This is a genomic window from Bacteroides sp. ET225, from assembly GCF_024733745.1.
Taxonomy (GTDB): Bacteria; Bacteroidota; Bacteroidia; order Bacteroidales; family Bacteroidaceae; genus Phocaeicola; species Phocaeicola excrementipullorum.
The window spans coordinates 1-5,744 of sequence record NZ_JANRHN010000064.1 but is presented as its reverse complement, the minus strand read 5'-3'; the positions used below and the strand labels follow the sequence as shown (position 1 = coordinate 5,744).

Genomic DNA, 5,744 nt, shown 5'->3' with positions numbered 1-5,744 from the left:
TCATATGTCTTGACCGAAATCGGAAAAGCATGCGAAACCCAACAGGAGAAAGATTTATGGACTTTGATTGTATCTCTCCTGTTGGGTTTCTGTTTTTAGTCCTTTCTGACGCACACGACACATCCTCAAATATCTTTTCATTTTTCTGCGTCCGTGTTGCGTATGACGCAGCATGGATTGCCCTCCTGACGGAACACTGGGAAGAGTATCTTTTGTTGCGACACTTCCTGCGTCTATAATGCTTTTCGTGTTTGCTTCCATTCAAATAGTCATGCAACCCGTTTGCCCTTGCAAAGGCAATGACGTGAAAGAATAAGCGCAATACTGATTAACGGCCATTCTTTCAATGCGATAATGGAAGTCTGTGCGGCGGCTTGCGCTCCCATCTGTTTTGTCTACTTCATATGCGCTTCCGCAGCGTCGATGTAGGCCTTAACTCTGAAATCATTGGTGAACTTTTCCGGAGCGCCGTCGATGATTTCTTTCATGAGCGGGGTAAGCATCGGATAAGGCAGGCTGTAGCCTATCATGATGAACAAACCGGGACCCAACACATTGTCATAATTGTCTTTTATGAAGCCTTTGGTCAGTTGGTTCATCTCTTCTGTAAGGGCTTTGCGCTTTCCGTCAATTGCGTTATGAACTTCTTCAAGGCTTTTCCCGTCCATAATCATCCGGCTTTCTTCGTGGTTCACTTCATAAAAGCGGTCATCGAGCGAGTTCTTTTTCATGATAAACTCGTTGAAGCTGTTGTTCAGTGGAGTTCCCTTGATCACAATTCCCGCATTGTCTATCTGAATGTCAATGTTTCCGGGTTCTATGACAACCGGCATGATGCAGTCTTCGTCCATATATAGGGACGCCAAGACTGTAGAGTCCACTTTTCCTTTCATCTTGAAGAGTCCGTGAATGACTTCGGCTGAATCTATGTTTACAACTTTGTCCCCCGACTGCACTTTGATGAAAAGCATCTTACCGTCTAACACTGATACAGAAGAAGTCCCCTCTATCTTGTATTTCTTGCTGCAAGAAGCGCATATAAGTGCGCAGAACAGAAAAAAATAAAGTTTATACATGCGTAAACCGTTTAAATTCTGAGGCAAAGGTAAGATGTTTCGGGAACGGATAGAAATAAATTATCAAAATTTATACATAGATAGTGGTTTATTACCCTTTTGCGGTTAAGAAACGTTCTTGTGTGCTTTTTTTTTACTATTTTTGTGCAGCCCTTTGTGGGATGCAAGACTTAAATTATTAATTGCAATTTGTTATAAAGATGAAAAAATTTAAAGTATTGGCAATGGCACTGATTTGTGCCGTATTCTCTCCGGTAAAGGCCGATGAGGGCATGTGGCTGCTCCAGCTTATGCAGGAACAGAATCTGGCAGACCGGATGAAGGCTCAGGGGATGAAAATGGATGTCACTGATATCTACAGCGCGGATAAGGTGACTTTGAAGGATGCCGTCGGCATCTTCGGACGTGGATGTACGGGTGAAATTATTTCACCTAACGGACTGATTCTGACAAACCACCATTGTGGGTATGATGCAATCCAGCAGCACAGTTCGGTAGACCACGATTATCTGACAAACGGATTCTGGGCAAAGAGTTATCAGGAAGAACTGCCTACGCCGGGACTGACGTTCAAGTTTGTGGAGCGGATTGTGGATGTAACCGATCTGGTGAACGAAGACATAAAGAAAAAGAAGGTGACCGAAGCAGAATCTTTTGGAACAAAATACCTGAAAGAACTTGCCGACAAGCAATTGAAGAAAAGTGACTTGAAAGGCAAGCCGGGAATTTCTGCCCTGGCCTTGCCGTTTTATGCGGGCAACAAATATTATCTCTTCTTTATCAAGACATACAGCGACGTGCGTATGGTTGCCGCTCCTCCTTCATCGATAGGCAAGTTCGGAGGCGAAACCGACAACTGGATGTGGCCGCGCCATACATGCGATTTTTCCATGTTCCGCATCTATGCAGACAAAGACGGAAACCCGACTGAGGAATATAAGGAAACGAACGTGCCGCTCAAGGTGAAGAAATACCTGACTATTTCGCTGAAGGGACTGCAGGAAGGCGACTATGCCATGATTATGGGATTCCCCGGAAGCACAAGCCGTTATTTGACGGAAAGCGAAGTGCGTTTGCGGATGGACGGTACGAATATACCGCGGATTACAGTAAGAGAAGCGCGTTTGGGCGTTTTGCGTAAAGAGATGGCTGCCAGCGATAAAATCCGTATCCAGTACGCCAGCAAGTTCGCTTCGTCAAGCAACTATTGGAAGAATTCGATAGGCATGAACAAGGCGATTGTTGACAATAAGGTGCTTGATGCGAAAGCCGAACAGGAAATGAAGTTCCTGGAGTTTGCCGAAAAGAAGCAGAATGAGGACTATAAGGCTGTTGTAAGCAAAATTAATGATTATGTTGCCCGGATCGCTCCTTTGCAGACGCAGATGACTTATTTCTCCGAAACATTCCGGAGCGGAATTGAATTTGCCGGATATACTGCGGTGAACAGCAGTGTTGAAGCTTTGGCCAAGGCTCTGGACAAGAACAAGAAGAAAGATATCGAAAAGGCTCTCGACGGGTTGAAGGAAACTTATGCGGAGATTCACAATAAGGATTATGATCATGAGGTAGACCGCAAGGTGGCTAAGATACTGATCCCGCTGTATATGGCCAGTGTGCCTGCTGATGCGCTTCCTGCCTTTTATGGAACCATAAAGGATGAGTTCAAGGGCGATTTCAACGCTTATATTGATGCGCTTTACAACAATACGATTTTTGCGAACGAGAAAAACTTCAACGCCTTTATGGCTAACCCTACAGTAGAAGCGCTTGAAAAAGACTTGGCCGTACAGTACGCTGAAACTGTAGGCAATAAATATGGTGAAATTGCTGGCAGAATAGGAAAGGCGAGCGGTGACATTGATCTGCTTCATAAAACTTATGTGCGCGGACTGTGTGAAATGTATGCTCCGACTCCAAAGGCTCCGGACGCAAACTTTACGATCCGTCTTACGTATGGAAATGTGAAGTCGTACGATCCCAAGGACGGTATCCATTATAAATATTATACCACGTTGAAGGGCGTGATGGAAAAAGAAGACCCGAAAAATCCGGAGTTTGTGGTTCCTGAAAAGCTGAAGGAACTGTATGCGGCAAAGAATTACGGACGTTATGCGCTTCCTAACGGCGAGATGCCGGCTTGTTTCCTGACTACCAACGATATTACAGGCGGCAATTCGGGCTCTCCGGTAATGAACGGAAACGGCGAGCTTATCGGTGCTGCGTTCGACGGCAATTGGGAATCGCTTTCAGGCGACATTAATTTCGACAATAACTTGCAGCGTTGCATTGCTGTAGATATCCGTTATGTGCTGTTTATTGTTGAGAAGCTGGGAGGATGCAAGAACTTGATTGACGAAATGACTATCGTTGAGTAGTTTCTTGTTCATTCTTTAGTGCAGAGAGGGTGTGTCATGTGAAGACTGTATGAAACGGCATGCCCTCTTTGTTCATTTATTTTATCAGATAAACTTTATGCCATGAAGAAAACTTGTTTCTTGTTTCTGTTTTCAGCTTTTGTCCTTGCGGGGCAAGCTGATGAGGGAATGTGGATGCTGACTGATTTGAAACAGCAGAATGCTGCCGTCATGCAGGATTTGGGGCTGGATATCAGCATTGACAAAGTATATTGTCCAGAGAATGTGAGCCTGAAGGATGCTGTGGTACACTTTGGAGGAGGCTGCACGGGAGAGGTGATTTCATCTGAAGGACTGGTGCTGACCAATCACCATTGTGGTTATGGATACATCCAGCAGCACAGTTCGGTGGAGCATGATTACCTGACCGACGGGTTCTGGGCCATGACACGTGAGCAGGAACTGCCGTGTGAGGGGTTGAGCGTGACATTCATCGACCGGATTCTGGATGTGACTTCTTACGTAGAGGAGCAGCTGAAAAAAGATGAGGATCCGGACGGAACAAATTATCTGTCGCCTTCGTATCTGGAGAAGGTCGCAAAACGTTTTGCCGACAAGGAGCGGATTGCAACCGATGAATTTACGACATTGGAGCTGAAACCGTTTTACGGGGCGAACAAGTATTATCTGTTTGTTAAAACCGCATACAAAGATGTACGTATGGTTGGCGCGCCTCCGTCTTCCATCGGCAAGTTTGGCGCCGATACGGACAACTGGATGTGGCCGCGTCATTGCGGCGATTTTTCGATGTTCCGTATTTATGCCTCGAAAGACGGGAAGCCGGCTGTCTACAATGCAGAGAATGTGCCTTTGAAAGTGAAGAAGCACCTTTCGATAAACATGCAAGGAGTGAAAGAGGGCGATTTTACTTTTGTGATGGGATTTCCTGGAAAGAACTGGAGATACATGATCAGCGATGAAGTGGAAGAGCGGATGAACACGACCAATTTCATGCGCGATACAATCCGCGGGGTACGTCTGCGGACTTTGGGCGAGGAGATGCGGAAGGATGACAGGACGCGCATCCAATATGCGGCCAAGTATGCTTCTTCGGCAAATTACTGGAAGAATGCAATTGGGATGAACGAAGGGCTGGTGAAGCTGAAAGTGCTTGACAAGAAGAAAAAGCAGCAGGAAGAACTGCTGGCTTACGGACGAGAAACAGGAAATGCGGCATGGAACGAGGCTTACGAAAGCATCCGTAAGATTGTGAAGAAACGCTTTCCTTACGTTTATCATCAGCAGGCCATCTATGAAGCTCTGATGCTGGGAACGGAATTTTACAAGGTGCCGGATACGGACGCTCTGCTCAAAGCCCTGAAGAATGGAAATTCAAAGGAGATAGCAGAGGCTGTAAAGGGGCTGGGAAAAGAGGGAAACAAGTTCTTCAACAAGGACTACAATCTCTCTGTCGACCGGAAAGTGTCCAAACGTTTGATTGCGCTTTATGCCCGACTGATACCTTCTGACCAGCGGATCAGTATATTTAAGGTGATTGATGCCCGGTTTGGGGGAAATGTGGATGCGTTTGTGGATGCTTGCTTCGATACTTCCATATTCCGCAGCCGTGAGGCCTTGAAAGCATTCTTGAAGAACCCGGATGCAGAAACATTGGCGAACGATTTGATGGTGCAGTATGCCCGTTCGGTCAAGGAGGGGTATGAGCATACAAGCAATGCGATGAAAGAGGAAACCGATGCGTACAATCGCGCGCATAAGACATGGGTAGCGGGTATGGTTGAACTGAAGCGGAAAAAGCATGAGCCGGTTTATCCGGACGCCAATTCTACGCTGAGGCTGACTTACGGCAAGATCGGGTCTTACGAGCCGGCTGACGCGAAAGAGTATCTGTACTTTACAACGCTGGAAGGTGTAATGGAGAAGGAAGATCCCGACAATCCGGAGTTTGTGGTTCCTGCCCGCCTGAAGAAACTTTACGAAGAAAAGGATTTCGGTCCGTATGCCATGTCCGACGGACGGATGCCTGTATGCTTCGTGACGGCAACGGACAATACGGGCGGAAATTCCGGCTCACCGGTATTCAATGCGAAGGGTGAACTGATCGGTACGGCCTTCGACCGCAACTATGAAGGGCTTACGGGAGATATCGCCTATAATCCCCAGTTGCAGCGTGCCGCATGTGTAGACATCCGCTATACCTTGTTCATTATTGACAAGTATGCCGGAGCATCGCATCTGATAGATGAAATGACCATTGTTCATTGATTCTCTTGGGCTGCGGACAATCCTT

3 protein-coding genes are annotated in these 5,744 nt (G+C 46.5%); 2 read left to right on the top strand and 1 reads right to left on the bottom strand.

Features of this window, described 5'->3' with window-relative positions; translation table 11 throughout:
• Positions 1–395 precede the first annotated feature (395 nt).
• The gene (locus NW212_RS15000; RefSeq protein ID WP_258339422.1) at positions 396–1,076 is read right to left on the bottom strand and encodes a DUF4369 domain-containing protein; all 681 of its coding nucleotides are present in this window, start codon (positions 1,074–1,076) and stop codon (positions 396–398) included.
• A 200-nt stretch (positions 1,077–1,276) separates the two neighbouring features.
• Here NW212_RS15000 and NW212_RS14995 point away from each other — a divergent pair, with 200 nt between their 5' ends.
• Entirely contained in the window at positions 1,277–3,454 is a 2,178-nt protein-coding gene (locus NW212_RS14995) for a S46 family peptidase (protein ID WP_258339421.1), read from the top strand.
• Positions 3,455–3,556: 102 nt separating this feature from the next.
• Positions 3,557–5,719 carry a S46 family peptidase gene (locus NW212_RS14990; protein WP_258339420.1) on the top strand — a complete coding sequence of 721 codons (2,163 nt, stop codon included), beginning with the start codon at positions 3,557–3,559 and terminating at the stop codon, positions 5,717–5,719.
• The last annotated feature ends 25 nt before the right edge of the window (positions 5,720–5,744 follow it).

What these genes read in the sequence shown, in the direction of transcription:
- NW212_RS15000 (WP_258339422.1), bottom strand. Translation starts at nt 1,076, where the DNA reads ATGTATAAACTTTATTTTTTTCTGTTCTGCGCACTTATATGCGCTTCT.
- NW212_RS14995 (WP_258339421.1), top strand. Translation starts at nt 1,277, where the DNA reads ATGAAAAAATTTAAAGTATTGGCAATGGCACTGATTTGTGCCGTATTC.
- NW212_RS14990 (WP_258339420.1), top strand. Translation starts at nt 3,557, where the DNA reads ATGAAGAAAACTTGTTTCTTGTTTCTGTTTTCAGCTTTTGTCCTTGCG.